The organism is Myxococcales bacterium (genome assembly GCA_016703425.1).
Lineage (GTDB): Bacteria > Myxococcota_A > Polyangia > Polyangiales > Polyangiaceae > JADJCA01.
This window is the reverse complement of the sequence record JADJCA010000013.1, coordinates 298,846-325,186: the sequence shown is the minus strand read 5'-3', so window position 1 is coordinate 325,186 and position 26,341 is coordinate 298,846. Positions and strand designations below refer to the sequence as shown.

Below are 26,341 nucleotides of genomic sequence, written 5' to 3'. Positions count from 1 at the left end.
CCCCGATCACTTCGCCGGGGCGGCGGGCGGCGTGTCGGTAGCCGGCGCCGCGGGTGTCTTGTCGCCCTCGGCGGGCGGCGTTTTCGACTCGGCAGGCGTCGACTCCGGTGCCGGCGTCGGCCCGACCGCACCCTTCGGCTCCGCAGCCTTGGGCTCGTCCTTCTTGGGGCTCAGCTTGCTTCGCTTGGCCTCTTCGACCTTTGCGCGCTCCTTGAGCTCTCGGTCGCCGGACGCCGAGCTGTACGCCAGCGAGACGCTCGTGAGCATGAAGATGCTGGCGCTGATGGCCGTCGCGCGCGTTAGGACGTTGCCGGCCCCGCGCCCACCAAAGACCTGAGCCGTCGCGCCACCGCCAAAGGCCGCGCCGAGACCACCGCCCTTGCCCTGCTGGAGCAGGACCACCAAGACGAGGAACAGCGACGTGATGACGTGCACGATCTGGAGAAGGGTCTCGACGATGGGCGAGTGCATGGGGAAGTCGTGGTCTTTCTTAGGGCTTTCGGCAGCTAGCCGCGATGGGCGAGCTCTTCGGCGGCCTTGGCGATAGCACCGAATGAAGCCGCATCCAAGCTCGCTCCACCAACGAGCGCGCCGTCGACGTTCGCGCAGGCGAGCAGGGCCGCGGCGTTTTCCGCCTTCACCGAGCCCCCGTAGAGGATTCGCGTCTGATCAGCCAGGGCAGGCCCCAGCAGCGCGCGGATCTTCGCGTGCACTTCCTCGGCTTCCGCGGGACCCGCGGTCTTCCCGGTTCCGATGGCCCAGACGGGCTCGTAGGCAATGGCGCAGGGGAGAGAAGCGGTCGCGGCGAGGTGAGGCAAGAACGCCTTCACCTGTCGTTCGACGACCTCGAGCGTCCTTCCGGCGTCACGCTCTTCGAGCGTTTCGCCGACGCATGCGATGGGCACTAGGCCCGCGGCGAGCGCGGCGCGCACCTTCTCGGCCACGATGGCGTCGGTCTCCCCGAAGTGTTGACGGCGTTCGCTGTGACCCAGGATGACCCAGCGGCAGCCCGCCTCTTTGAGCATGGGTGCACTGATCTCGCCTGTGAACGCGCCCGAGTCCTTCGCGTGCATGTTCTGTGCGGCGAGCGAGACGCTGCTGCCTTCGCACTCGTGCGCGATGGCAGCGAGCGCCGTGAACGGCGGCGCCACCACGACGTCGACGCGGCCTAAGCTGCGCGTCTGCGCCACGACGGACGCACCGAGCTCGACGCCCGACAGGCCGCCGTGGAACATCTTCCAGTTACCCGCAACGAGGGGCCTTCGCTTGCCGTTCATGAGGTTTTCTCGGCGCCCGCCGTCGGCGTGGCCGGCACGTTCGAGCGAAGAACCTCGATGCCCGGCAATTTCTTCCCTTCGATGAGCTCAAGGGACGCGCCGCCGCCGGTCGAGATGTGCCCCATCTTCGGTGCGATGGCTTCGCCGGCCGCGCGAACGGCGGCGGCGCTGTCGCCGCCACCGACGACGGTGAATGCGCCCGAGGCAGCCATAGCCTTGGCCGCGCCGAAGGTGCCCGCCGCGAAGGCCGCCCTCTCGAAGAGTCCCATCGGGCCGTTCCAGAAGATCGTCTTGGCCGTTGCGAAACGTTTCGCGAAGGCCTCGAGCGTGGCAGGACCGATGTCGAGGGCCATCGTGCCCTCGGGCATGGCGCCGACGGCGACGACATCCCCGGCCGTCGCGTCGAGGCTCTTGGCCACGACCACGTCGGTCGGCAGGAGCACATCGATCTTTCGTGACGCCGCCTTGTCGAGGATGGTCCGCGCCAAGGCGAGCTTGTCGTCTTCGATCTTCGACCTCTGCATCGCGACGCCGCGCGCCGCCAAGAACGTATTGGCCATCGCGCCGCCAATAACGAGCGCATCGATGCGCTCCAAGAGCGCCTCCAGGACCTCGATCTTGTCCGAGACCTTCGCTCCGCCGAGAACGGCCACGTAGGGCTTGTCGGGACCCGTCACGAGCTTGCCGAGGGAGGCGATCTCCTTTTCGAGGAGGAAGCCACATCCACGATCGCGCATGAGCTTTGGTAGCGCGTGAACGCTCGCGTGCGCACGGTGAACGCTTCCAAAGGCGTCGTCGACGTAGACGTCGGCGTAGTCGGCGAGCTTGCGAGCGAACTCCTCGTCGTCCTTCTCCTCTTCGGGATGAAAACGCAGGTTTTCGAGCAGCACGATCTCGCCGCCGCGAAGGTCGTAGATGACCTTCCTGGCGGCGTCGCCGAGGCAGTCCTCGGGCATCTTCACTTCCTTGCCGAGGAGCTCCGCGAGCCGCTCGCCAGCCGGCGCGAGCGAAAAACCTTCGGTCTTGCCGGGCTTGGGACGCCCGAGGTGGCTCGCGACGATGAGGCGCGCGCCCCGCTCGAGCGCATGCTTGATCGTCGGCAACGCTTCCTTGATTCGAGCGTCATCTGTGATGACCCCGTTCTCCAGGGGGACGTTGAAATCAACGCGTAAGAAGACGCGCTTGTTCTCGATGGGGAGCTCACGGATCGGGCGGATGCCGTCGAGGTAGGCCATGTTGTCCTCGGTCTCCGCTTACATCTTCGACGAGATGAGCTGCGCCAGCTCGACCATGCGGTTCGAGAAGCCCCACTCGTTGTCGTACCAGGCGAAGATCTTGGCGAAGCGATCGCCGAGGACGTGCGTCTGCGTGGCATCGAAGATCGAGGAGCGCGGATCGCCAATGAAGTCGCTGGAGACGAGCGGCTCATCGCAGAAGCCAAGGATGCCCTTCATGGGGCCTTCGGCGGCGGCTTTCATGGCCGCGTGGATGGCGTCCTTCGTCATGGGCTTCTCGGTCGTGAGCGTGAGATCGACGAGCGAGACGTCCATCGTGGGCACGCGGATGGCGCAGCCGTCGAACTTGCCCTTCAAGGCCGGCACGACCTCCGAGAGGGCCTTTGCGGCGCCCGTCGACGACGGGATCATGTTCTGCGCCGCCGCGCGTGCACGGCGAAGGTCGCCCTTGCGGTGCGGGATGTCGAGGATGGCTTGGTCGTTGGTGTACGAGTGGATCGTCGTCATCAAGCCGTGCTCGATGCCGAAGGTGTCCATCATGACCTTGGCGACGGGCGCGAGGCAGTTGGTCGTGCACGATCCGTTCGAGAGCAGGTGGTGCTTGCTGCCGTCGTAGTTGCCCTGGTTCACGCCGAGGACGATGGTCGCGTCTTGGCCCTTCGCAGGCGCGCTGATGAGGACCTTCTTGGCGCCCGCGTCGAAGTGCGCCTTGGTCTTCTCCTTGTCGGTGAAGAGACCCGTGCACTCGAGGACGAGGCTCACACCCATGTCCTTCCAGGGGAGCTTCGCTGGGTCTTTCTCCGCGAGGATCTTCACGGCGCCACGGCCAAAGTCGATGGAGCCCTCACCGGCGGTGCCACGGACCTTCGCCGTGCGGTGCACGGTGTCGTAGTTGTAGAGGTGCGCGAGGGTCTTGGGGTCGGTGAGATCGTTGATGCAAACGAGCTCCAGATCCTTCACGCCCTTTTCGGCGAGGATGCGGGCGATGCAGCGTCCGATGCGACCAAATCCGTTGATGGCGATCTTCGTGGCCATAAGCAGCTCCTCCGGTGCGTTTCTCGCCCCATCTTCGGGCGGGAGGCGGACCGTAGTCGTGGCCCCGGGGGGCGGCAAGAGCGGGCTTTCGCGGGGTGAACCTGGCACTTGGGCGCGTAGGTAACCACGCCCCGGTACACGGTGAGCGTCAACCCAGCGACCGAGCCGCTGCGATTTTCCCCCTTCTTATGGCGCGCGCCGAGCTGCCTACAGCAGCTCGACGCGCGGCAGGGCTCAATCGGCGGCGCTCAGAACAAGCAGAAGTCGAAGAAGGAGAATTTGCAGCCGCCTCCCCCACCCCCCACGCTCGGGCCGAACTGACGGTCCCATCGTGCGAAGTCGCCGGTCGTTCTGATCTCCATCGCTTCGGTCCAGCCACCCGTGCGACGATCCTCAATGTTCGAGGACTGCTCATGCCCCTCCCACTTCAGTCCTCCGCAGACAATCTCCAGCTCTGAGTCGGCGAGTTCATGCGTCATGCTCGTCGGGCTCGCAAACGCCGTGCCTGGCCAGTCCCTCGGAGATCCGACGCAATCGGTCAGAAACGCGGCAAGTGGTGGCTACCTTCGGCGACCACTCGCACGAGGCCTCGCTCGACGTCGGCAAGGTTGAGGATCGCTAGCAAGACCGGGGGCTGGCCCGTCGGAGAAGCGCGAGGCCTGACGTTACCGCCTACGCGACCCGTTAGCTCGTCGCCGGCTTGGGCGGGGTTGTCCCGAAGATGCTCGCGACCTTGCGCTTGTCCTTCTCCTTGCGCTCCTTGTCGGCGTAGGTCGGGATGATCACGCGCTCGCGCTTGGGGAGCTCACGCCCTTCGAGGAGCGCGACAAGCTCTTCGTGATCGAGCGTCTCGCGGTCCATCAGGGCCTTCGCGATGGCTTCGATGGTGTCGCGTTTGGATGTGAGCAGCTCAGTGACCTGATCGAACTGCACCTGGATGATTCGGCGCACTTCCTGGTCGATCTCGCGGGCCGTCTGCTCCGAGTAGTCGCTCTGTCGCTGGGTGAAGTCGCGCCCGAGGAAGGGCGAACCCTCATCGTGGCCGTAGGCCAGCGGGCCGAGCTTGTCGCTCATGCCGAACTCACACACCATCGCGCGGGCAATGTCGGTGACCTGGCGAATATCGTTAGCAGCGCCGGTGGTGAGCTTCCCGAAGAAGAGCAGCTCGGCGATTCGTCCGCCGAGACCCGCTTGGATCTGCGCTTCGAACTGATCTTTCGTTCGGCCCAGCACGTCGCCCTTGGGCAGTGGCATGGTGAGGCCGAGGGCGCGTCCGCGCGGGATGATCGTGACCTTGTGGACCGGGTCATGCTGCGCGTTGGTGAGCATCACGACCGCGTGGCCGGCCTCGTGGACCGCCGTGTTCCACTTCTCGTCCTCCGTCATGACCATCGAGCGGCGCTCGGAGCCCATCATGACCTTGTCTTTCGCGAGCTCGAAGTCGCTCATGCCGAGCGCGTCCTTGTCCATCCGCGCGGCGAGCAGAGCCGCCTCGTTGACGAGGTTTTCGAGGTCCGCTCCGGCGAAACCGGGCGTGCCGCGGGCAATGACTTCAAGGTCGACGTCGGGCGCAAGCGGCGTCTTCTTGGTGTGGACGCGGAGGATCGCCTCGCGTCCGCGCACGTCCGGGCGGCTGACGGTGATGCGTCGGTCGAAGCGGCCGGGGCGGAGGATGGCGGGGTCGAGTACGTCGGGGCGATTCGTTGCCGCGATGATGATGACGCCTTCGTTGGATTCGAAGCCGTCCATCTCGACGAGCAACTGATTGAGCGTTTGTTCGCGCTCGTCGTGACCACCGCCCAAGCCGGCGCCGCGATGGCGGCCGACGGCGTCGATTTCATCGATGAAGATGATGCAGGGAGCGTGCTTCTTCCCTTGTTCGAAGAGGTCGCGGACGCGGCTCGCGCCGACGCCCACGAACATCTCGACGAAGTCGGAGCCGGAGATGCTGAAGAAGGGCACGCCTGCTTCGCCGGCGATGGCGCGGGCGAGCAGCGTCTTGCCTGTGCCCGGCGGGCCAATCATGAGCACCCCTTTGGGGATGCGACCGCCGAGTCGCTGGAACTTCTTCGGATCCTTCAAGAACGCGATGATCTCTTCGACCTCGTCCTTGGCTTCGTCAGCGCCGGCCACGTCGGCGAAGGTGATCTTGTTCTGCGAGTCGCTAAGCATCTTGGCCTTGGCCTTGCCAAAGCTCATGGCCTTGCCACCACCGGCCTGCAGCTGACGCATGAAGAGGAAGAACATCACGATGATGAAGACCATCGGGAGGAGCGTGATGAGCGTGCCCGACCACATCGGGTTGGCTTCTTCTTCTTCGAAGACGATGCGCGGCGCCTTGTCGGCTTTCTCCGCGGCGGTGGGCTTAAGCGACTCGAGGATCTTGCCGTCGGCGGCGGGCCCCTTGGTCTCCTTCTCGACGTAGGTCTTCGTGGTCTCGCTCGCGCGGACGCGGAAGAGGTACTTCCGATCCTTGATGGTGATCTGCTCGACGGTCCCGGCGTGGACTTCGTTGAGGAAATCAGACCAGCTGACGACTTGCTTGCTCGGCGGTGGCTGCAGAAACTGCCAAATCGCGACGAACATCAGGATCAAGAGGACCCAGAGCAGGAGCGTCTTGTGGGATTGCTTCACGATGACCTCAAAAGGACGCGGGGGCGCAGACAGGCGAGAAGAGGGAATGAAGGATGGAGCAAACGCCCCGACTTTATAGAACTACCACTGAACTTCCGGCTCATCCACACGACGTTCTGCGGATGAGCCGCCCACCGACTTGGGGACCTTGGGCGTCGCACTCACACCCACCAACCCGAACCGCTGGCCGAGTCGCTGGGCGCGTGACTGAGTTTTCGGTCAGTCCACGTTACAAGGTGCGCTCGCGAGGTGATGCCGACAAGGGCTGCGTCCCACGACGGGGCTGATTCTGCGGATCGCGAGGCGGATCAGAGCGGAAATTTCCCCCTGCTGTCGATCGCTCTTCACGATTCTTCACCTTCGAGATCGCGTGAGGTGCCGTGGTAGCGTCTCCGGCTGTCCATGACCGCGTCCTCCGCCCTCTGCACCAAGTGCGGCCTATGTTGCGATGGGACCTTCCTGGACCGCGCTCCCCTCGAGGCTGGCGAGCTCGACTGGGCGACGAAGCACCGGCTTCCGCTCCTCAGTCGCGGCGAGACGACAGGGTTCACACTGCCGTGCGTGTTGCTGAAGGAGCGCCAGTGCTCCAGCTACGAGACGCGCCCCGCCGTTTGCCGAGCCTACCAGTGCGAGCTGCTGAAGGGGGTCCTTGCGGGGGCCGTCGCGCTGGCCGATGCCGAGCGGCTCGTCGCGACGGTACAGGGGCTCGCGGCGCAAGTGCGGGCCGAAGGCCTGCTGGACAAGGCCGAGGCGATCTTTGGGCCCAAGACGGCGGAGCGCTCCGCTCAGGCGAGCGTCGACTGGCTGCTCAACCTTGGGGGCCTCAAGTCGTTGGTCGATCGTCACTTCCGGCGCCCGGAACCGACCGAGTCAGCGCGCGAGCCGTCGGGCTGAGCGGCCTTGCGCCGCGCCGGACGCCCTCGCGCCGCTTCAATACGCACGCTTTGGGTAGCCGCATCGAAGCGAGCGCTGAGGCCGCCCGGAAGCGCAATGCGGGTGCGTGAACTCTTTCGCGAGACCAGCGCGGCGAGGGCGTCGCGCGTCGCCCGGGGGAGGGGCAGGCTCTCGTCGGCGTCGTCGGACGGGTTCTCCTGCCGGTGCGCGATCATGTCGTCGGCCAGTCCGGTTAGGTGGCCGACGATGCCGGCGTCGAGGCTCTCCAAGAGCGGCAGGACCTCGCGGCGCACGCGCGTGCGCATGAAGCGTGGGTCGTCGTTTGATGGATCGTCAAAGTAGGGAATCGCGTGCCGCTTCACGTGCGCGTCGATGGCTTCGCGACCGGCGCGGATGAACGGCCTTAGGCGCATCCCATCGCGGGCGGGCAAGACCGCGAGGCCTTCGGCCGATGCGCCGCGCAAGATACGGAGGAGTACCGTCTCAGCTCGATCGTCTTGGTGATGGGCGGTCGCCAACAGGGCCCCTTTGGGCAACGCGGCGGCGAGCGCCGCGTGGCGCGCGTCTCGGGCGCGCGCTTGGAGGTTTCCGCCCCGCTCCACATCGACCCGCGTGATGCGAAAGGGGACGCCGAGGCTCTTCGCAAAGAGGCTCGCGCCCTCGAGCTCGCGGGCCGCGAAGGCTCGAAGGCCATGGTCGATGCCGTGGGCGCTCAGCGTGAAGCCGTGCTGAGGCGCCAGCTTCGCCAGTACCTGAAGCAGGGCCATCGAATCGCGCCCGCCACTCACAGCCACGCAGATCGACATCCCCGCGACCGGTCCACACTCGCCCGCGAGGGCGCGCCGCGCCAGCGTCAGGAGCGTCGGTGGGTGAGAGCCGCGGAGACCACCCGTCATGGTCCCGCGTCCGGCTCGCGCACCGTTCGACGATGCCGGAGGAGCACGACCGTTTCGACATGGCTCGTCTGGGGAAAGAGCTCGAAGACGTCGATGGAAGACACGCCGTAGCCGGCGTCGAGGAGCGTACCAAGGTCGCGCCCCAACGTCGGCGGATCACACGAGACGTAGAGAACCGAATCTGGGCGTGCTTTCGCGATCAGCGCCGCGGCCCCTTTGGCGCCGGTGCGTGGCGGGTCGAGGAAAACGAGGCGCGGGCGCTCGGCTCCACCGCGAAGGGGATACGTCTCCGCGTCGGCGGTGACGATCTTTGCGTCGAGGCCGCGTGCTGCCAGGTTTCTCCTCGCGGCGGACGTCGCCTCCGCGTCGGCCTCCACGGCCGTGACGCGCGCGCCCGTTCGCGCCAGCAGGCTCGTGAAGTTGCCGGCGCCGGCGAAGAGTTCGACAACGGAGGCCCCGTGGAGCGGAAGAGGGGCAAGGAGCTCGGCCACGCACCGGCCGAGGAGCACGTTGCCCTCGTCGGACGCCTGACCAAAGCCACCCGGGGCGAGCTCGAGCGGCGCCCCGTCGGCGCCGACCATGACCGGCGTCGGGCTCCCAAAGGTGGCCGGTCTCTTGGCGCCCTGCGTCCAGACGCGCGCGCCACCGAGGAGGCGCGCGTCGACGAGCGCTTGCTCGAGCGCCGCGAAGAACGTCGCTGGAAGCTCACCGGCGAACGTGAGATCGAGGACGACGCGCTCCTGCGCTGTGCCAGCGAGCATCGCCTCGCCGTAGCCGCTCGCGCCCTTCAACCAAGCGGCGAGGGCCCGACGTGTTTCTTCGATGGCCGGCACCAGCACACGGCACTCGCGCGGCGACGCGAGGTCGTGCGAGCCGGCGGCCCGAAAGCCAACGTGGACGTGGGGTGGCTTCTTCGCGTCGATGTGAAATCTCGCGCGTGACCGGTATCGGAGTTCCTCCGTGAGGTGGTGCTCCTTCACGGCGACGGTTTGGAGCGGCGGCGGGAGCGCGTCGCGCACCATGCCGAGGAGGGCCCTGCGGCGCGCTGCGGCGGCGATGTGCATCAGATCGCAGCCGCCGCAACGGTCAGCGACTTCGCACGGGGGAACCACGCGAGCGCCGCTCGACTGAATCACTTCAAGGACCACGCCGCGAGCGGGGCTGCGCGAAAAATCGACGTCAGCGCGGACCACGTCTCCCGGTGCGACGAGCGGGAGCAGGACCGCGCGCCGAACGCCGTTGGCGCTTGCGAAGGCGATTCCCTTGCCCCCGGCCACGACGTTTTCGACCGTGAGAGTGGCCAACACCGGCGGTACGCCTCGCTTGTTCATGGGAGCCACGCCACGCGATAGCGAAGGTTCGGCCCGCGAAGCAAGGGCCTTCTTGGGGCAATCAGCGGCAGGCGAGAACGGCCCAGCCGCCGACTTCTTCGCCGGCGTTGATGCGCTCGCCGGTCATCCACACGACGCCGACGCGAGCGCCCTCAGCGGCCACGGCAATGTAGCCGTCGCGCAGTTCGTTGAAGATACCGCCCATGAATTGTTTCACTCGAAAGTCGCGGGCCAGTGCCTTCTCCTTGAGGAGCTTCGGCTCGCCAGAGAACTTGTCGAAGGCGAGCACCGAGACGCCGTTCGTGAGCATCGACGCGATGTACATGCGGTCGCCGGCGAGCGCGACGTCGGCGGCGAGCGTTCGGCCCGTCTCATTCACGGGGACGCTGCCGGTCTTGAAGGCCGAGTCGCCGACGTTGAGAAGGTTGTATTGTACAGGCGCGTCGAGGCCGCCGCTCGAAAGGACCACGGCGCGCGCGCCCTGCATCGCCAAGGCGCCGAAGCGTCCCCGCAGCGCCGGCTCCACCATGCCGAGGGTTTGCGCGTTGTCGCGGCGCGCGACCTCGAGCCGCAGCTCCGGCGCGTCGATGTCGCTTGAGCCGCTGCCGCCATCGCCGCTGGGCGCGGCGCCTTCGCCTTCCGCTTGGACCAGGACCGCGATGGCGTCACGGCTCGCGGCGGCCCACGCTCGCGCGTGGGGCGGCGCTCCACCGACGGGCACCGGCGCGTCGGCACCGAACCCGGCCGCGCTGAGGACTTGGAGGTACGCCTGCTTGTCGACGACGTTGGCGAAATACCCGTTGTAGGCCAGCGAGTGATTCGTCACGACGTGTTGCTGCGCGGCCGTCCTAAGGGGCGGCGTCTTTGCCTCCGTGGCGGCGAAGTGAGCGTCGGGCAGGATCTGGAAGATGGAGACCAGCGCCGCTACGCACGTGGGCGCCCGCGGGACGACTGCGAGGCCGGTCTGGGCGTTGGGCGCATCGAAGAACAGGCCGAGACCTTCAGTCTGTGAGTCCTCGCTGCAGGCGCCCGGAATGTTGTAGCGGTTGTAGGGCAGGGACGTCCCTTCGTTGGCCTTCACGGGACCGCCGTCGAAGCCGACCTTCATGGTCGTCACGCGGTACTTGTCGCCGTCAATTTGGCTGTAGCCGATGACGAAGCCGTCGCTCACGGCGGATATGGCGGGCCGGCTCACACTCGACCCGCCGGTGCTCAAGGCCTCGAGCGGTCCGGCGCCGACCACCTCCAGGGTGCAGCCCTCGCCGACCGTCGCCGCCGTTGGCGCGGCCACGCACTCGGCGTCTTTGCAGGCTGAGCCGCTGGAACACTTGCCGCCCTTCACGGTCGCGGCCTTCAGGTTGATCGTGATCTCGTCGCTACCGGGGACGTCGATGGCCGTGCAGCCGGCGGCGAGCACTTCGCACTGGGAGTTGCGGGCCGTCGCGGCAAACGAGTAGGTGCCCTTGTCGAGGGTGAACGTCGGCGCCGCCCCTCCGCTCTCGAAGCCGACGCGCCGCAGAAGTCCGCCGCGCGGCAGCCCTCCACCAAGCTGACCGATGCTCGGGCACGTCTCCGACTTGTACGCGCCGACCTCGATCCATTGCGTGCCGTCCTTCGCTTCGCCGGGAAGGCGCAAAACGAACGAGACGTCGCTCGTCTTTGTGCACGATGGCGCGAGACCCGCTGGCGCCGCCAAAAGCAGCGCAAGGCCCACACCGCGAAGGACGCGCCGCCCCGCACCGGCTCCCAAGAGGCGCGGCGCGCGGAGATTCACTTCGGATCCATGTCGGCGCGGAGCATTTCGATGCCGTCGGCCTTCACGTAGACGGTCCAGGTCTTCTCCACGGCGGGGCTCTTGGTCCTCACGGTGATGCGATGTTCGCCGACGCGCAGGCGGACCCGCTCGATTTTCGCTCCGAGGTACGCGCCGTTGTCGATGACCTCATCGCAGTCGATGCCGCGGCCGCCGCGGCGACAGAACACCGAGAGGTACCCCATAGCCGTCGGCGTCGGCGCCGGGGCTGGGGGTCTGCGGTCTACCTTTGGCTCTGCTGGCCGTGGCGGAGTGGGTGGCGTTTGCGCGACCCTCTCCGCTGGCGGGGTCGGGGCCACGGGCGGCGGCGCGGGGGTAGGGGCAACGGGCGCTGGCGCGACGGCCGCGGTCGGGCCCGGCGGTGGCGTTGCGGTTGCGGGCACGGGCGCCTGCAACGCGCCCTGGGGCCGCGGAGCGATGGCCGTCATGAACGAATTGCGAGCGGCGCCGAAGGGCCCCCCGCCGGCGACGGGGCCCGGCTGCAGCCGCACCTCTCGGCTTCCCGAGGGTTTCGCGAAGAAGACGTAGAGCACGCCGACGAAGGTCAAAGCCACGACGCCCGAGGCCACCGCCACGAGCCAAACGGGCAAGCCGCGACGTCGGTTCTCCGGCGGCACGGCGACACGCGGCACCGTCGGCAACAGCATCTGCGGACCGGCGGGACCCACCGTGAGCGACGGCGCGACGAGCGGCATTGTTGGCTGCTGCGCAAGGAGCGGGGCGAGCGGCTGCGGAAGCGACTCCGAGGGCGCCGGTCGCGTCTCGTCGAACGCGAGAGGATTGAACGCCCCCTTGTTGCCGTTGCTGCCGCTGCGCGGTGCTGACTTCGCCAGGTCGGCGGGACGGCCCGCCGCCGGGAGGGGCTTGCCTTGCTGCGCCGCCGCAGCGCCGCCGGCCTCGACCTTCGTCGTCGTGATGATGGTGTCGTCGTACTCCTCTTCGGTGCCGGGATAGTCGGCCTCGATGGGGGCGTCGTCCATGATCGTGGGGCCGTCTTCGTAGTAGGCCTCACCGCTGCCGGTGCTCGCGTTCAACTCCGGGGGCTTCGGCGCGCCCGGGGAAGAGGGCGCTGCGATCGGCGGTGGCCGTGGGGCCGTCGCGGCCTGCGACGAGCCGGTCGGCGGGTGAGCCGACTTGATGGGGACCTGCGGCACGCGCGGCGGTGGTGCGCCGGCCGCGGGGCGCGGCGCGAGCGGTCGATCGTTCGACGACGGCGGACCTGCGTTCGTGGGCACCACGAGCAACGCGCTCTGCGTCTCGACCTTTTGCCCCACGTCGAGGTTGATCGTCTGCGTGACCTCGGCGGCCCACCGCAGGTGCGCGTCGCGCTTCTGGATGCGCTCCGCGAAGATCGATTGCATGTAGCTCGCAACTTCATCGCCAGCGATGAAGAGGCCGCGCCGCATGAGGAGTCCCTGGAGCGCGCGCGAGAGCTCGCGAGCCGTGCGGAAGCGGTCGTCGCGCTTTTTCGCGAGCGCCTTGAGGACGATCTTCTCGAGGTCGAGCGGGTAGCCGCGCACGATGGTGCTCGGCTTTGGCACGTTGCACTCTTGCACCTTGGCGAGCGTGTCGAGATCGCTCTCCATGCGGAAGAGTCGCTTGCCGGTTGTGAGCTCCCAGAGAACGACGCCGAGGGCGAAGAGGTCGGTGCGGCGATCAATCTGCTCGCCGTGCACTTGCTCCGGCGACATGTACGCGATCTTCCCCTTGAGGGTGCCGTGCCGCGTGTTCGACATTCGGGTGAGAAACTTCGCGATGCCGAAGTCGACGACCTTCGTGCTGCCGTCGTACGTGACGAAGAGGTTGTGCGGCGTCACGTCGCGGTGCACAAGCTCGAGCTTCTCGCCGTTCTTCCCTTGGAGCTCGTGGGCGGCGTGCAGGCCCTCGGCGGCGTCCGCGATGATGCGGCAGGCGATCTCCGGCGGCATGGGCGCGCCGAGCTCGTCGGTGCGCCGCATGAGTTCGCGGAGTGGCTCGCCGTGGAGGTACTCCATGGCGATCCAGTACGAATCTTGATGCTTCCCGAGCTCGATGACCGCGGCGACGTTGGGGTGCGAAATCAGAGCGGCGACGCGCGCCTCGTCCAAGAACATTTGGACGAAGCTCTCGTCTTCGATGAGGTGCGAATGGATGCGCTTGATGGCGACCCAGCGCTGGAACCCGCCAGGCCCGTCCATGCGGGCGAGGTGCACGCTCGCCATGCCGCCGATGCCGATCTCGTCGACGACGCGGTAGCGTCCGAGAAAATACGTGCCGGCGCCCGGATCTCCGGAGGAGGCCGCAGACGTTCTCGGATCGTGAACCAACTCGTGCCCCTCTCTTCGCGTCCCGTGTCGTTGGAGAATAGCCTGGATCCGTCCTTATTGGACCTTGATGCCCGTAACGGCGATCTGGTCTGACGGACGGAGCACAAAATAGTAGAGCGCTCCCCCGCCGGCCGCGAGCGCGACGCCGCCCAGCACATAGGGCCAAGGCGTCTGCCAGAAGCTGCGCTTGGGCTTGTCATCGGCGGGCGCCAGAACCGCATCGCCTGGGGATTTTCCGCCTTCCACCGCCACGCGTCCCTCGGTCGCCACGAGCTCGTTGTCGCGACCGTCGAGCCCGACCAGCCGGACAGCCAGGCTCGTCTCGCCAGTGACCAGCTTGCCGGGCACCATGAAGCTCATCTCCGGACCGGCCGGCTGATCGCTCGAATAGGTGCGGTCGCTCAGCCGGTCGGTGACCGAGATCGCGACTTTGGTGAGGATCGCCGAGAAGGTGGGATCCATGCGGACGGGCACGTCGAAGGTCTTGCCGGCCGGAACGCGCTTCGGAAACGTGGCCATGAGCTCGAGGCGGCCCAGCGACGCCTGTTGCTTCTTCGCGGAGTCGGCCAATAGAGACGCCTTTTTTCCCGCTTCTGTCGGCGTCTTGAACGTTGGCTCGATGAGCGCGGCCTGCCGAAAGGCGACGAGCGCCGCGTCTTTCTTGCCGAGCACCGCTCGTGTGGACCCGAGGTGCACGTAGACGTCGAGGGTGTCGGCGCGGTTCAAGCCGCCTCCCTCCAGGGCCTCGTTGAAGAGCGTTTCGGCGGTGTCGAAATCGCCGCGGCTCCAGGCCGCAACGGCGCGCTCCCGCACGCCCTTCGACCGTGCCGCCTGGGCGTCAACGCGCGCCGGCGCGCTCAGCATCGCCGCAAAGGCCACCATCGCTAGCGCAGCGCGAGCACCTCGCGCGGGGTCACGGCCACTTCGACGTCGCGAAGAGGGCTCGGAGGCGCCGCTGGTCGTCAGAGAAACACCCACACCGTCGAAGACGAAGGTTATCGGTCGCAAGCGGCCGTCGCAAGGAACCACACGGGACCCCTCGCTCGCGGCGGCTCAAGGAAACCGCTGGGCGGGACGTCCACGCTCGAAGGTGAAGCGAAAAGAGCCCTTGAGGTGACCCCGGCAGCGCGGTGGTGGTCCGAGGCCGCCGGGGCATATCTCGCGCGGCTCGGCGAAGTACAGATCGAAGGTGGCCTCCGTGAGGCGCTTGGTCGCGTCGGGCTCTTCCGGGATGCCGTTAAATAAGTGTTGGAACGTGATTTGACTCTCTGCCGTTCGAACCGGCGGTGCCGTCGAGGTGGCGGTTGCCCGGCAGATAGGTGGCGGCGCTGGCGTCAGCTCGCACGCCCCGTCGCTGCCCACGGCGACGGTGCCAGCGTAGAGCGCCACGTTCTGCGTCTTGCACGTTCGCTGCAAGTAGAGGGCGATGTCGATCAGTGCCGGGCTCGGGTCTGCCTCGAGGGGCACGTCGGGCGGCGTCACGTTCGACGGAATGCGCACAGGAAGGGGGCGGCCCAGCAGGCCCGGGCTCGAGGCGCTCGGCAAGATGGCGTCAAGGTTGCGCACGAGAATGTCGAGGCCGTCGCTGTAGGTCGTGTAGTCACCGCCCTCCTGAATGCGGAGTTCGACGCTGTTGCGAAACGGCACGCCGGCGAAGAAGTCTGGCTCAAGGGTGAAGTTGCCGGACCAGCAATCGGGCACGTTCAGCGTACCTTCGGCGCCCCCCACCCCCTCGCCGACGGAGCATGCGACGCCTGAGCCCGCCGCCAGCGCGGTCACGAGGGCCACACCCAGGAGAGATCTCTTCTTGCGGGATCCGTTCCTTGCGATCATGGAACCGGCGGAGCGTAGCAGCTCGCTGGCGGCGTCGTGGTGCCAGACGGCGTGTGGAGCGCTAGACCCCGCAGACAATCTAAGGGCCTAGTTCCCGAGCGCTTCGGCGATGCGTCCGCCACCAAGGACCCGATCGCCTTCGTAGAAGACGGCGATCTGGCCTCGTGCGACGGCGCGCGTCGGCGCGTCAAAGTCCACGCGCACGCCGATCGGATCGCGGGCGATCGTGCCCGCAGCCCCCCCGTGCCGGTAGCGCACGCGAATGCGGGCCGCGCGCGGCAGGGCGACGCCGCTTGCGAGGTGCACGTCGTCGAGGCGCGCGCCCCTTGCGAGGAGCGCAGTCTCGCTTCCGAGGCGCACCGTCGCCGACTCGGGGTCGATGGCCGCGACGTACGCTGGGTCGCCGAGGGAGACGCCCAGCCCCTTGCGTTGGCCGACGGTGAAGCGATGAATCCCGGCGTGCATCCCCACGGTGCGGCCGTCGGCGTCGACGATGGGGCCCGGTCGCAATCGCCCTTTGGCGCGCTCTTCGACGAAGCTGGCGTAGGCGCCGGAGCCTTCGCCAACGAAGCAGAGCTCCTGGCTCTCTCCCTTGGTAGCGCCCGGCAAGGCGAGTGCGACGGCCTCCGCTCGGACCTCGGCTTTTCCGCTCTCACCGAGCGGAAAGACGAGTCGCGCGAGCCGCTCCTGGGCCGTCGCGTAGAGAAAATAGCTTTGGTCCTTGGTCTCGTCGCGGCCCGTTGCGAGAACGCTTAGGCCGCCCTCGTCGAGAAGGATGCGTGCGTAGTGTCCCGTGGCGACCTTCGCGCAGCCGAGCCGATCGGCGATGGCGAAGAGCTCCCCGAGCTTCACCCCTCGGTTGCAGCTTGTGCAAGGGCTCGGCGTTTCACCGCGGAGGTACGCGTCGACGAAGGGCTCAACGACCGTCTCCAAGAAGAGCTCGCGCCGATCGAAGGTGTAGTGCGGAAAACCCAAAGCGTCGGCCACGCGCCTCGCGTCGTATTGGTCTTCCGGCGCGCAGCATCTCCCGTGGGAGCCCTTTTGACCTTCGTCGGGGTAGTCCCAAAGGTGAAGGGTAGCGCCCACGACCTCATGGCCGTCGCGCAAGAGCCGCGCCGCCGCGACGCTCGAGTCGACCCCTCCGCTCATGGCCACGAGAACACGCACGGCGCTTCGTATAGCGCAGCCATCGGAGGCTGGAAACGCGAGACGGCGGGCGCATCCGCGGCGCGGCCACCGTTCACTGCCCCTGGAGGACGGTTCGCACGGCGTTGGTGCTGCGCTCGACGAGCCGCGATGAGAGGTCCACCGCCTCCGCGTACCGGTAGATGCGTGTTTGCAGGGTGAGCAGCTCGAGCGGCGAGGCGTCGCGGCCCATGGCGAGGGTTTGGCCGATGGCTTTCTCTCCGGCGTCGACGGCGCCAGCGACTCGGGCGAGGGTCCGTGCGAAGGAAGGGCCCGAGGTCGAGGAGCTGGGTGCCTGCGGCGCCCGCGCCGGCAGGCGGCCGGAGGCCTCGCTGGAGGGCGCGACGGGGACTGTCTCGATGCGGCTCAGCGACATGGAGAGCCCTTCGGCGCTACCGCTCGAGAAGTTGCGTCGCAGGGGAAAAAAGTCAGCCGTTGGACAAGAGCTTCTTCGCGTCTGCCGCCAGCGAGACCATGGCCCGCGCGTGGAGGCGACTGGCCCACGATTTCGAGAGTCCAATCTCCCGCGCCGCTTCGTCGACCGTGACGCCGTCGAAGTAGTGCCGCTCTAGCAAGCGCCGCTCCGCTTCGGGTCGCGCCGCGATGAGGGCGCGAAGGGTTTCGAGTAGGCGCTTTTCAGCGACCGCCTCCTCTGGATCGAGGCCCTCGTCGACGACGTAGGCCAGCCCTTCGCTCGACGCGGCCAGGAAGCCAGCGGCCATCGCCATGGCCATGCTCTGCAAGGTCTCCTCCACGCGGGCGTCGCCGACGGCGCTGTTCGGCGGTGGGCTCGTCGCGTCGTCCTCGACGCGTCCTTCTTGCACGAGGTCGGCGGCGCGGAGCGCGCGGAGCCGTCGGTAAACTTCTCGCGGCAAGCCGCCGCTTGCCCGGAGCCCGTCGAGCATCGCGCCCCGCGTGCGAATGGCCGCCCACTTGCGGAACGGAACGCCCCGCTCCGGATCGAAGGCCAACGCGGCCGCGAAGAGCCCCTCGCGACCGGCCGCTTCGAGCTCGGCCAAGTCGAGCCGCGGGCTCAGTTGGCGGCGCACTTGCTTGGCGATGATCGGAACGAGGTCGAGCGAGTCGCGGACCAGCGCCTCGATCTCCTTGTCCGTCGCCCGGGGGGGCCGAGTCATGCCTGACGATCGGAGGGAGCCTCTGCTTCTGTCAAGTCGTGACGTAAGAAATCTCGCGCCGGGCGCGCCGCGCATCGAACGGCCGATTGTTACGCGAGTCCGCGAAAGCTCACGCGCGCCGCACGACGAGCGGTATACCTGCTGTCGTGCGGCGGCGGGGCGACATCGAGATGCCGGAGCGGGCGACGACACCGGGGCCCGCTTACACGGCGTGGCTGCGGTACCTGCAGTCCTTGGCCGACGACGGCGATTGCGCCGTTGCCGCGTCGCTCACCTACAAGAGCCTCCCGGTTGCGGCGCGTACGGCATGGCTCGACGCGCTCGACGAGGATGCAGCTCGCCTCGAAGCTCCGGCCTTCGCCCTCTACGCGCCGCTCTTGGCCGTCGAACACGACGCCGAGCTCTGCGCTCGCATTCGCGAGGCCATCGGTGAGCTTCCCCGCTCCGACCGCCCGCCGGAGGCGCTCGCGGGCGCCGACGAGGCGTCGGGGATGCGGGTGGCGGTGCTCGTGCGGCCTGCCTACCTCGAGTTCATCGACATCGTGGCTTGTCGCTACACGCTCGGCTCTGGCATCAGTCGCGCCGTCCACGAACCGATGCGCCGTCAGGGCGAACTCCCAACGGTTTGGGATGGCGTGGCGTTGCGAACGGCGCCCTTTGACGACGTCATCGAGGAGCTGGCGCACGCCATCTTGGCCGACGCCCGGCTCGGTCGCGCCCCCAACGAAGCGCTCGTGCCGTTCGCCGACTTGTTCGGGTGGGGAGCGCCCCCGTGAGTGTCCGGCGACTTGCGGCGGCGCTATCGCTGCTGGCGCCCTTCGCGTGCGGGCCGTCGCGACCTCGAGACGCGGTGAGCGACATCGGCGTCTCGCGGAGCCCTGAGCGGGCGGTGCCGCTCTACGCCTTCGAGTCGCTCGACGCGCGTCGCGTGAGCTCACAGGCCTTCGCGGGCAAGGTCGTCGTGCTGGCCTTTGTCGCGACGTGGGACCTGCCGAGCCAGGCGCAGGTCGCCTTTCTCGTGGAGATGGCACGCCGCGATGGCCCCTCCGAGCGGATCGCCTACGCGGCGGTTTTCCTGCAAGAGGGCAAGGATCGAGAGCTCATCGAGGTCTATCGCACAACGCTCGGCATCAAGTTCCCCGTGGCCGTCGCGGACCGCGGGACGCTCTCCGGCGCCGGGCCCTTCGGCGACGTTCAAGCGGTGCCTACGGTGGTCGTCCTCGACAAGTCGGGGCACGTAAGGTTTCAGAAGGTCGGCCTGGCCAAGCCCGACGAACTCCGTGGGGCCATGAGCCTCGATTGAGCGATCGCGGCCTGCACGCTGCTCGCTAGGGCGCAAGCCGTGCCAAGCGCCTGATGAGCTCGGGCTTGACGACCTTGCCGAGGGCGTTGCGCGGCAGCTCCGCGAGGAGAATTACGTCCTTGGGACACTTGTAAGGTGCAAGTTTGTGTTTGACGTGCTCGCGCACGGTGTTTGCGTCACACTCGGATTCGCGGCCCTCGGCGGGCACGATGCACGCGACGACCCGCTCACCCCACCGCGGGTCGGGTACGCCCACTACGGCGACAGCGGCCACGGCGCCGAGCTCTAGGATGATGCCCTCGATCTCTAGGGCGCTGAGTTTGTAACCGCCGCTCTTCAAGATGTCGACGCTCGTGCGGCCGAGGACGCGGAACGCGCCGCCCGCTGCCGTGTCGCGCAGCACCGTGTCGCCGGTCCGAAACCACGGCGCGCCGCCAAGCGGATCAGCCACGAAGGCCTTCCGGTTCTCCTCCTCGCGACCGAAGTAGCCGCCGAAGACGCTCGGGCCCCGGATCCAGAGCTCGCCCGTATCGGAGTCGACGCCGGCGTCGTCAACGACGCGCGCCTCGACGGTGGGCAGCGGAACGCCGCAGAACCCTCGCCGTCGCTCCTCCGGTGCCAAGGGATTCGTCAGGCCCACGCCGATCTCCGTCATGCCGAAGCGCTCCAGCGGGATGCTCCCGGCGATGGCCTCCCACGCATCGGCAACTGGCACGGGGAGCGCTGCGCTGCCGCTCGTGGCGAGGCGGAGTCCTCGCGCCCCCTCGCGCCACCGCGTTTGCGTTGCGCCATCGGCCGCGTGGAACGCCTCCACGAGCCGCGTGTACATGGCCGGCACCCCCATGAAGACGCTGACCTGAGCGAAGCTGTCCCACACGACTCGGGCGTCGAAGCGCGGCAGCATGCGAACGCTCGCTCCCGAGCCCAGCGCCGTCATGAGCGCGATGACGAGGCCATGCATGTGATGCAGCGGAAGCGCGTGGAGGAGCACGTCGGCTTCAGAAAACGCCCAAGCGTCCCTGAGGAGGCGCTGCTGCGTCGCCAGGTTCTCGTGCGTTAGGATCGCTCCCTTCGGGCGTCCCGTCGTTCCGCTCGTGTAGAGCTGGAGCGCGTCCTTGCGAGCTGAAGGAGCCAGCGGACCTTCCCCTGACGCGCCACTGGAGAGGTCCTCCAGCCTGACGACGCGGCGCCCGATCGCCGCTTCGCCGAGGTGCGCCAGGAGTGCCGATTCCGTGAGCACGAGCCCCACGCCGGCGTCATCCAACATGGCGCGCATCTCGGGCGGCGGATGCAGCGGCGAAAGCACCACCACGCAGGCGCCGAGCCGCAGCAGCGCGAAGAAGGCGCTTACGAACTCTGCGGTCGGTAACAGAAGGAGCGCCACGCGGTCGGCGGGCTGCACCGCGCGGGCGCCGAGCGCTCCAGCGATGCGTTGGCTTCGCTCGGCCACGTCTTCGTAGCGGTGCGCTCCGCTGGCGTCGACGATGACGCTGCCGGGCCCTACGCGCAATCCGAGTTCCATGCGCCTCCATACCGCCGCTCGTCGTCGGAGGCGAGCCGGGGGAGGGCACACCGACTAGCGCGTTTCGGGGGCGCCGCGGCCTACTGCACCATGCCGAGGATGAACGCGAATGCCGGCACCAGCACCTCTTCTGGCGACGCACCGCCCTGGTGCGCCTCGCCGCGCGCGTCCAGGAAGAAGCCGTGGTCGCCGAAAACGAAGAGCAGCGTGCGCGCCGGCAAGGTCGCGGCGTGTCGCACGATGGCTTCCGCGGCGCGTCGCGCGAGGGCAGGGAAGTGACCGGCCGTCTGCGCTTGCGCACCGCCTTGGCTCTCGCGGACGCCGCTCTCGAGCAAGTCGAGCTTCAGGATGTCGCGCGAGCCGAGGCGCACGCGGCGCACGATCTCGCCGGTGCGTCCGCCGAGCGCGTCGCCTTCGGCGGTGTCGTTGGAGGGCATCTTGAGTCCGTCGATGCCTCGAGCCAGCCCTGCTAACTGACGCGGCGTCGTGGACGGCAGCGCCGCCAGGAGAAAGCCTTCGTCAGCGAGCATGGCTTGGGGGCCGAGGCGCACGGCCAGCGTCTCGCGCACGAGCTGCCCCAGGTCGTAGCGCATGCCATCGACCATCAGGAGTTGAACCGACCGCGCCCCATGAAGTCGCGCGATGCGGCCTGCCACCTCGGGTGCGTCGAGGACGAGTCGCGGACGCTTGCCCGTGACGACGAAGGTGGGAAACGCCTCCGAATAGCTTCGCGCGAACGTGTGGCGGAACTCGTCGGCGCTCTCCTTGGCGCTCGCGTCCTCGAGGCCCAGCTCCAGGGCTGTGCGAAGGGGCATGTAGTGCTCGGCGAAGAGGCGCTCGAACTCCGCGAGCGGCTGCGGTCCGCGTGCCGCATCAAGCGCCGCCGTGTGCGTGTGCCACGGCGAGCGCGGCGCGACTGTCGGCGCCGGGGGACGCTGAACCACGCGGGCCTCGGCCGCCTCGACGGCCTTCGCCACGGGGAGGTAGACGTGTTGTTCGACCTTGGGAGCGATGTCGGCCGGCGCAGAGATCGGGGTCGAGGTCGAGGTCGAGGTCGGGGTCGAGGTCGAGGTCGAGGTCGAGGTCGAGGTCGAGGTCGAGGTCGAGGTCGGGGTCGGGGTCGGGGTCGGGGTCGGGGTCGGGGTCGAGGTCGAGGTCGAGGTCGAGGTCGAGCTCGCAGGCTCGGCGGGCGGGGCGGCCACGAGCCGCGTTTCGCTCTGCCCGACCGTCGCGTCCCGCAGCACCTCCACCAGTGGCACCGGGGCGCGGAAGACCGCGAGGGTTTCGTCTCGCGCTTCAAGGAGCACCGCCAGCCGATCGTTCATCCTCGAGAGCGCCGTGAGCGTCTCGCCGTCTTCCGGCGCCAAGACGCCGCCCGTCTCCCCAAGCCGCGTTTCACCAAGCCGCGCGAGCGGGCCAAGCGAGGCGAGCACGAGCGCGAGACCGCGCTTGCCGATGCGGTGCGCACGAAAGAGCCGATCACGAATTCGGTCTTCGACGCTTCCAAAGTCGCCCATCCCTGGTGGCGGTGCAGCGGACTCCACGAGCAGCGCGTCGCACGCCGTCAGGATCGCGTCGGCGAGTCGACCTCGCATCAGCGGCGAGGGGCGAAGCTCGACGACGGCCCAGCCTGCGTTGACCAACGCTGTCACGCGCGCGACGCGCTCGTCTCCCGAGCCAAAGCTCACGCCGCCTGACGCCGCCGTCGGTTGCGATGCGTGTTCCAGGGTGCGTGGCCACACGGGCGCGTGAATTCGTGCGTCCATGGGCACCGCGGGCAGAACTGGCTGACCCATAGCTCTCTCCTACGAGGTGGGCGCCCGTGTGGCCCACTTTTCGGTGCGCGTGCATGAGGCGTTGACCCGTGAGTCTGGGTCCCTATGATGGGTGGAACGTTCCTTTCTGTTCGGTTCGTGAATGCGGATCCATGAATCCCGGATATCTCGAACCCGGGAGGCAAACGGTCGTTCGGTGTGCACGCCGGGCCTCCACTTCGGTGGCGGATAACTCGGAAGCCTGAAGCGCGGCCCTCGCTTCCCACCTAGCCGAGTGGCTAGGGGTTCATGATCCCGCACACGGCCAGGGCGGTTTGGAACGTTTCTTTTTGTCGGTTTGGAGCGTTTTTGACGGGCTCTTCGCGCGAACTCTCACCGAACCAGTTGTGGTATACGAGGCCTCGATGGCTACTGACCTCAAAGACGACCCGACCCGCGCTGAAGAAGAGTGGGATGCCCGCAAGTTGGCGACGCTTGGCGTCGTGACGATCCTCATCGTGCTGGCGATCCTCTACAAGATCAGCCCCTGAGATCGGACTTCAGGCGCTCGCGCCGTTGCCCAACGCAGCCGGGCCAAAGGGGGGCCTGACGCGCGCCGATGAACTTTCGTTAGCTCGCCGGCGTTACGTTTGCGGCATTTTTCCAGCGCGCGGATGCGGCGTGCTGTTGCCGAGCGAGCACCTTCCTTGCGCCCCAGGGAGCCTGCCACGCTAGGCTGCAGCCGTGGACGAGCTGCTCCCCGTTCTCGTTGCGTGGGTGGAGGACGGCGCCCCGCTGACGAGCACCGTGAAAGCCGCGCTCGCTGGCGAGGTCGCCTTCCTGCCGCTTGAGCAGCCTCCCTTCGAACAGACCACGCACATCCTCGAGGTTCACGTCGCCGGAGCGACGGTGCCGTTCGTTCTCCTGGCAGAGCCTGTCGGGTTCGCCAAGGGCGGCCAGTTCCCACTGCAGCTGCGACCCTTTGACGAGGAGCAACGTTACCGTCTCGAAGCGGCGCTCGCCGTCGGTGACTCGGCTGAGCGGTCCAGCGACCGTCTCAGCAGTCTGCCACCGCCGCCGTCGGCGGCCGACATCGCGAAGGTCAGCGCGAAGCCCGCGCCCGATCCGCTGGTCGGGCGAACGCTCGGCGGCGGCAAGTTCCGCATCGACCAACTCCTCGGCAGTGGTGCCGCGGGCCGTGTCTACCGTGCGCTCCACCGCGATCTCCAGAAGGCTGTCGCCGTAAAGGTTCTTCACCCGTTCTATCAGTCCGACGCCGACTACGCGTCACGCTTCCAAGGCGAGGCGCTCGCCGCGAGCCGCATCGACCACCTGAATGTGCTCCGCATCCTCGACTTCGGGCAAGAGCCGACGGGCCTGCTCTACATCGTCATGGAGTTCCTCGAAGGCCGGGATCTTCACGAAGTCATCGAACAGGAGGGACCGCTGTCGCTCGGGCGACTCGCGCCCATCGCCATGCAGATCTGCGCCGGCCTGTCAGTGGCCCACGACACCGGTATCGTGCATCGAGACATCAAGCCCGAAAACGTGATCCTCGTGGCCGGCGTTGACGACGACGGCAAGGCCGCGGAGGTCGCCAAGGTCTGCGACTTCGGCATCGCCCAGACCCGTGTCGCGGGGGCAAGCGCCGACGACAGGGTCATCTGCGGAACGCCCGAGTACATGTCGCCCGAGCAGTGGCAGGCCGCGGAGCTCGACGCGAGGACGGACATCTACGCGCTCGGCGTGACGCTCTACGAGATGGCCACACGCTTCGTGCCGATCACCGGAGAAACCCAGACCGAGGTCTTCACGCGCGCACTTACCGACGAAGTGCCTCCGCCGTCGCTCTACAACGCTGACCTCGACCTTCGCCTCGACGCGATCATTCTCAAGTGCCTCGCCAAAGACCGGCGCGAGCGTTACGCGTCAGCGCGCGAGCTTCGGACGGCGCTGCGTGCCCTCGTCGAGCCGGCAGCCGACGGCGCGCGCCGCGAGCGGCGTCGCGAGATGCTCGACGCCCAGAAGGCGCTGCCCCTCGAAGATCCACAAGCTGGCTTCACCGAGTTCTTCGTTGCCATCGCGTCGGCCGTCATGCGCACGGGTTACTACGATTGGAACTATTGGGAAGCCGGCACGGCGCTCGCGCGCCTCATGTCGGCGGCGGAACGGGTGCTCGATCATCGGGGCGAGATCTCGTTTTCGCGGCGTGACGTCGCGGGCGCCGTGACCTTCACGTTGGTGACAGGCACCGGTGAGGTGAAGGAGCTCAAGAAGGCCGTTCCCGCCTCGGTCTACGAGCTCTACGCGGAGAAATTTGGCGACGTCTTCGTGCGACGAAACGTCGTCTCGCTGGTCGTCCGAGACGGCGTTCCGGAGGAAGAGCTCTCGGACGCCGTCGACCTCCTCTCGGGACCCGAGATCCCGGCGGAGGAGCTCCGCGCCAAGTTCCTGGCCCGCGGCTTCTCGGAAATCTCGATCCTCTTCGTCGCCGACCTCTTGGGACGCAAGCGCAAGCTGCCCTGGCAGGTTGACCTTTGTGTCTCGCGGCTGGCGCGCGATCTCCGTGCCCTCCCGCTCTTGCGTGGCATGGCGGACAGCGAGCGTCGCGCCTTGCGGACGCAGATGGTCGGCGACGTGCTCCGCGTCGTGACCAAGGTGGAGCAACTGCGCGTCATCCTCGACAACGCCGATCTCATCGCCGCGGAGGCGAGCCACGACGACGCGCTCAGCGCCGAGCAGGTGGTCGATACCGTCGTTCAGGCGCTGGCGCCGCGTCCCGCCGTGGCGCTCGCGCAAGTCCTGCTCGCGGAGTTGGCGGCGCCGCCGACAGCGGAGCCTCGGGTGGGCGCAGCGACGCTGCTCACGCCGTTTGCGGCGCGCTTCGTCCGCGAGCGTACCGAGGAGTCGGACGCGCTTCTTCGCCAGCTCTACGAGCGCAGTGTCTTGACGCTGCAAGATCTCCCGAAAGATCTCCAGCTCTGGATCTTCGCTGAACAGCGCGCCACGAGTCTCGTGGCCGACAAGGCCGGCACGCTTCTCGTGCTCGATGGGGCAGCGTCACCCGACGCGTACGACCGGGAGGCGTCGGTTCTCGAATACACGGCTCGCGTTGTCGCGCGGCGCGGCGACCTGCCGAGCATTGTCGCCATCGTGGAGCGATTCAAGGCCCACGCTGCCGACGAACGTCGCGCGCCTCGCGTGCGTCAACGGGCCGCTGCGGCAGCGCGCCTCGTCGAAGAGCCGGAGGTCCTCATGTGTGTGGCCCACACGCTCCTCGGTGGCGCTGCCGCCATGCGTGAGCCGGCGCAGGCGCTGCTCTCGGCAGCGGGAGCCAAAGCCGCGGCTCCCCTCGCGGAGGCGCGGCAGCAGCTCTCCGGCAGCGACGCGGCGCTGCGAGCACGCTTTGTCGCGGCACTGCGCGCCGTGGGCAACGAGGCGCTTCCGGTCGTATCTTCGGCGCTCCAGAAGCTCGGCGCCGATGCCGATGCGACGCTCTTGGAGGATTTCTTGCGCGCCGTCCCCGACGTCGCCGACGAGGCCGCGGGCCGCATCGTCGAGCCCCTCGTACGGCATCCCGTCGCGACTGTGCGGCGCGCTGCCGCGACCGCCATTGCCGCGCTGTCGGGACCCGCGGCGCGAGGAGCCCTCCTCGAGTTGCTCGAGGGCACCGACGACGGCGTTCGCCTCGGCGCCCTCGCCGGGCTGCGACGCGTCAAGGCCGTTGACGTCGATGTGGTGGCACGCATCGACAAGATCGTGAGCGGACTCTCGCCCTCCGGCGAGGAACTGCGAGCTGCCGCCGCCGCCTCGCTTGTCGACGTGGCGCCGGAGGTCCGTGGCACGGCCTTGGGGATCCTCTCGCGCGTCGTGAAAGTGCAGCGAAAGAGCTTCGTGGGGCTACTTAAGGATGCGATGGCGTCGCCGACGGACTCCTCCATGGTGCTCATCGCGAGCGCACGCGCGCTCGTCACCTTGGGGGGTGACAAGGGCCGTGAGCTCGTGCGCGAGCGCGCTGCCACGGCGTCGGGCGTCGTCAAGCAGCAGCTGGACGCGATATTGACCGCTGGCTAGCGGCGGGCGCGTGCGGCGCGACGCTACCGGCCTCCGGCGTCGAGGCTCGTCGATGGAAGCGACGCCTTCGCGTGGCTTCGCATGTAGACGATCGTGACGGCTGCGATGACGCC

Annotated in this window: 21 protein-coding genes and 1 other RNA gene; 5 read left to right on the top strand and 17 right to left on the bottom strand. The window is 68.0% G+C overall.

Going from position 1 to position 26,341, the window contains the following annotated elements:
- Positions 1-6: 6 nt before the first annotated feature.
- The 6 genes from secG to ftsH all read right to left on the bottom strand — a co-directional run bounded on the left by secG (position 7) and on the right by ftsH (position 6,181).
- Positions 7-471 (bottom strand): preprotein translocase subunit SecG, encoded by a 465-nt coding sequence (secG, locus tag IPG50_26330; GenBank protein MBK6695697.1) that lies wholly within the window; start codon positions 469-471, stop codon positions 7-9.
- 35 nt (positions 472-506) lie between these two features.
- The gene (locus IPG50_26325; GenBank protein ID MBK6695696.1) at positions 507-1,235 is read right to left on the bottom strand and encodes a triose-phosphate isomerase; all 729 of its coding nucleotides are present in this window, start codon (positions 1,233-1,235) and stop codon (positions 507-509) included.
- Between the two features lie 38 nt (positions 1,236-1,273).
- Positions 1,274-2,512 (bottom strand): phosphoglycerate kinase, encoded by a 1,239-nt coding sequence (locus IPG50_26320; GenBank protein MBK6695695.1) that lies wholly within the window; start codon positions 2,510-2,512, stop codon positions 1,274-1,276.
- A gap of 18 nt (positions 2,513-2,530) precedes the next feature.
- Positions 2,531-3,547 carry a type I glyceraldehyde-3-phosphate dehydrogenase gene (gene gap, locus IPG50_26315; GenBank protein MBK6695694.1) on the bottom strand — a complete coding sequence of 339 codons (1,017 nt, stop codon included), beginning with the start codon at positions 3,545-3,547 and terminating at the stop codon, positions 2,531-2,533.
- A 248-nt stretch (positions 3,548-3,795) separates the two neighbouring features.
- The gene (locus tag IPG50_26310; protein ID MBK6695693.1) at positions 3,796-4,026 is read right to left on the bottom strand and encodes a hypothetical protein; all 231 of its coding nucleotides are present in this window, start codon (positions 4,024-4,026) and stop codon (positions 3,796-3,798) included.
- Between the two features lie 205 nt (positions 4,027-4,231).
- Positions 4,232-6,181 (bottom strand): ATP-dependent zinc metalloprotease FtsH, encoded by a 1,950-nt coding sequence (gene ftsH, locus IPG50_26305; protein ID MBK6695692.1) that lies wholly within the window; start codon positions 6,179-6,181, stop codon positions 4,232-4,234.
- A gap of 402 nt (positions 6,182-6,583) precedes the next feature.
- Here ftsH and IPG50_26300 point away from each other — a divergent pair, with 402 nt between their 5' ends.
- Positions 6,584-7,075 (top strand): YkgJ family cysteine cluster protein, encoded by a 492-nt coding sequence (locus IPG50_26300; GenBank protein ID MBK6695691.1) that lies wholly within the window; start codon positions 6,584-6,586, stop codon positions 7,073-7,075.
- Here the strand turns inward: IPG50_26300 and tilS are convergent.
- From tilS to IPG50_26255, 9 genes are all read right to left on the bottom strand, one after another.
- Positions 7,024-7,971 carry a tRNA lysidine(34) synthetase TilS gene (gene tilS / locus IPG50_26295; protein MBK6695690.1) on the bottom strand — a complete coding sequence of 316 codons (948 nt, stop codon included), beginning with the start codon at positions 7,969-7,971 and terminating at the stop codon, positions 7,024-7,026. The two genes, IPG50_26300 and tilS, sit on opposite strands and share 52 nt — an antisense overlap.
- Positions 7,968-9,302 (bottom strand): class I SAM-dependent RNA methyltransferase, encoded by a 1,335-nt coding sequence (locus IPG50_26290; GenBank protein ID MBK6695689.1) that lies wholly within the window; start codon positions 9,300-9,302, stop codon positions 7,968-7,970. The genes tilS and IPG50_26290 overlap by 4 nt, the downstream gene beginning before the upstream one ends.
- Positions 9,303-9,363: 61 nt before the next feature.
- A complete protein-coding gene (locus IPG50_26285; protein ID MBK6695688.1) occupies positions 9,364-11,076 on the bottom strand; it encodes a hypothetical protein in 1,713 nt (570 codons plus the stop codon).
- Positions 11,073-13,421, bottom strand: coding sequence for a serine/threonine protein kinase (locus tag IPG50_26280; GenBank protein MBK6695687.1), 2,349 nt, complete (start codon positions 13,419-13,421; stop codon positions 11,073-11,075). The genes IPG50_26285 and IPG50_26280 overlap by 4 nt, the downstream gene beginning before the upstream one ends.
- Positions 13,422-13,475: 54 nt before the next feature.
- A complete protein-coding gene (locus IPG50_26275) occupies positions 13,476-14,303 on the bottom strand; it encodes a tetratricopeptide repeat protein (GenBank protein ID MBK6695686.1) in 828 nt (275 codons plus the stop codon).
- Positions 14,304-14,474: 171 nt separating this feature from the next.
- Entirely contained in the window at positions 14,475-15,209 is a 735-nt protein-coding gene (locus IPG50_26270) for a hypothetical protein (GenBank protein MBK6695685.1), read from the bottom strand.
- 132 nt (positions 15,210-15,341) lie between these two features.
- Positions 15,342-16,421 (bottom strand): tRNA 2-thiouridine(34) synthase MnmA, encoded by a 1,080-nt coding sequence (gene mnmA / locus IPG50_26265; GenBank protein ID MBK6695684.1) that lies wholly within the window; start codon positions 16,419-16,421, stop codon positions 15,342-15,344.
- A gap of 73 nt (positions 16,422-16,494) precedes the next feature.
- Positions 16,495-16,815: a hypothetical protein gene (locus tag IPG50_26260; GenBank protein MBK6695683.1), complete on the bottom strand. Its 321-nt coding sequence runs from the start codon at positions 16,813-16,815 to the stop codon at positions 16,495-16,497.
- Between the two features lie 52 nt (positions 16,816-16,867).
- Complete coding sequence (locus tag IPG50_26255) at positions 16,868-17,575, bottom strand: sigma-70 family RNA polymerase sigma factor (GenBank protein ID MBK6695682.1); 708 nt, start codon at positions 17,573-17,575, stop codon at positions 16,868-16,870.
- Between the two features lie 146 nt (positions 17,576-17,721).
- Between IPG50_26255 and IPG50_26250 the strand changes: the two genes are divergently transcribed.
- The gene (locus IPG50_26250) at positions 17,722-18,351 is read left to right on the top strand and encodes a hypothetical protein (GenBank protein MBK6695681.1); all 630 of its coding nucleotides are present in this window, start codon (positions 17,722-17,724) and stop codon (positions 18,349-18,351) included.
- The gene (locus IPG50_26245) at positions 18,348-18,878 is read left to right on the top strand and encodes a TlpA family protein disulfide reductase (GenBank protein MBK6695680.1); all 531 of its coding nucleotides are present in this window, start codon (positions 18,348-18,350) and stop codon (positions 18,876-18,878) included. Before IPG50_26250 ends, IPG50_26245 begins: the two co-directional genes overlap by 4 nt.
- Before the next feature lie 25 nt (positions 18,879-18,903).
- Here the strand turns inward: IPG50_26245 and IPG50_26240 are convergent, their stop codons facing one another.
- Together IPG50_26240 and IPG50_26235 are read right to left on the bottom strand one after the other, a co-directional pair.
- Positions 18,904-20,400 carry an AMP-binding protein gene (locus tag IPG50_26240; GenBank protein ID MBK6695679.1) on the bottom strand — a complete coding sequence of 499 codons (1,497 nt, stop codon included), beginning with the start codon at positions 20,398-20,400 and terminating at the stop codon, positions 18,904-18,906.
- Between the two features lie 80 nt (positions 20,401-20,480).
- A complete protein-coding gene (locus IPG50_26235; GenBank protein ID MBK6695678.1) occupies positions 20,481-22,196 on the bottom strand; it encodes a hypothetical protein in 1,716 nt (571 codons plus the stop codon).
- A 100-nt stretch (positions 22,197-22,296) separates the two neighbouring features.
- Here IPG50_26235 and ssrS point away from each other — a divergent pair.
- Positions 22,297-22,495, top strand: a non-coding RNA gene (gene ssrS / locus IPG50_26230) — 6S RNA.
- 403 nt (positions 22,496-22,898) lie between these two features.
- Positions 22,899-26,228, top strand: coding sequence for a serine/threonine protein kinase (locus IPG50_26225; GenBank protein MBK6695677.1), 3,330 nt, complete (start codon positions 22,899-22,901; stop codon positions 26,226-26,228).
- The last annotated feature ends 113 nt before the right edge of the window (positions 26,229-26,341 follow it).